This is a genomic window from Blautia sp. CAG:257, assembly GCF_000433815.1.
Lineage (GTDB): Bacteria > Bacillota > Clostridia > Lachnospirales > Lachnospiraceae > Blautia_A > Blautia_A caecimuris.
The window spans coordinates 1-1,458 of the sequence record NZ_HF999037.1 but is presented as its reverse complement, the minus strand read 5'-3'; the positions used below and the strand labels follow the sequence as shown (position 1 = coordinate 1,458).

The 1,458-nt window shown below is 30.1% G+C and carries 1 pseudogene; it reads right to left on the bottom strand.

The features are described from left to right. Nucleotides 1-1,026: 1,026 nt before the first annotated feature. A pseudogene (locus tag QVP40_RS13865) lies at nucleotides 1,027-1,344 on the bottom strand (winged helix-turn-helix transcriptional regulator). Between the last annotated feature and the right edge of the window lie 114 nt (nucleotides 1,345-1,458).

Sequence of the window (1,458 nt, the reverse complement as noted above, 5' to 3'; positions counted from 1 at the left end):
GCTGTTTTTCATAGATTATTTGACACTACCAACCTCTTCAACGCTCAAAGTCTGTTCCTTTTACTTTGTTTCTCATACCTTACCTGGCGCTTTCAATCTCTGTAATTTTCAAAGATGATGTGAATCTATTTTTCCTGAATTTATTATAGATTTCTTTACACTTCTACTTTCAAAAGCACTTTCAGCATTTTAAAAACAAGATTTTTTTTCATCTCTGCTTTCAGAGTTTTAAATACTGTCTTTTATGCCATATGTTTATAGAAGTGATTACTATCTACTTATCACTTGCTACTTACGATTTAAAAATACACCCATTTTATAACTCTGTCAATATTTTTATTAAAATTTTATTTTCTATTACTATAAAGAACAAATGCAGAGTTTTGCATAATAGAATCCATACAATATGGATGCAAAGAAAAAAGAAAATTAAAACTCTATATATACACCGCACAAAAATAACGAGAATTTTGTGCGCTTTTTCACATTTTCTCATTATATAGTCCTATTGAATAAAAAAGAAACTTCCCATACAGAACGAATAAGAAAGTCTCTCATATTTGCACATACAGATTTTACTTTTTCATTTCAGAATTTTCTATCACGTTGCTTTTGATAGCAATATTTTAACAAGCTATAAATGAACTAATGCCAAATTTTACACAGTAAAATCTGCAATATACTGCCACAAAAGAAACATTAATCTCGACATGTAAGCTTCACAAAGATAAACCAGCGAAAAATTTATGCTCTTTTTCGTATTTTATCATTTAAAAGAAGAAAAATATATTTATAACTATAAATGAGCAAATTTGAAAAAGTTTACAAAATCATCACGAAGTTGTCTTTATAAAATGCACATATAGAGCTTAATATTTCTTTTATGTCCGTATACTGCGGATTTTATTGTGTAAGATTCGATATTTACTCATTTATAGTTTATAAGATTACAAAAAGCCCCAAATTAAAGTATCACTAAAAACGCCGTGATAAACAGCTCACAGCATGAGATCTGATTATCACGGCTTACAATTCATTTTGAAGTAAATAGTTTTCACCCCAGTTACACAGTTCATCAAGAATTGGAGTTAAAGTTCTTCCAAATTCAGTTAAAGAATATTCTGTTTTTGGCGGAACCACCGGGTAAACCTTACGGTTAATCAATCCATCTTTTTCCAGCTCACGAAGCTGTTGAGCCAGCATTTTTGGAATACGCTTATGAATCTCACTGTACCATAATGTTTAATTCATTAAGTGCCATAAAATGACAGCCTTATATTTTCCGCCGATTAATTGAATGGTTGCTTCAACGGGGCAATTAAAACCACAGCAATTACTTTCCATAATGTTCTCTTACTTTCTTTTCAGGTAGTATATTACAAAATAGTGCGTTCTTGTCTAATAAAGTATTACAGATATAATTATAGTACAGGTTGACCTGATTCACAAGAACAAAGG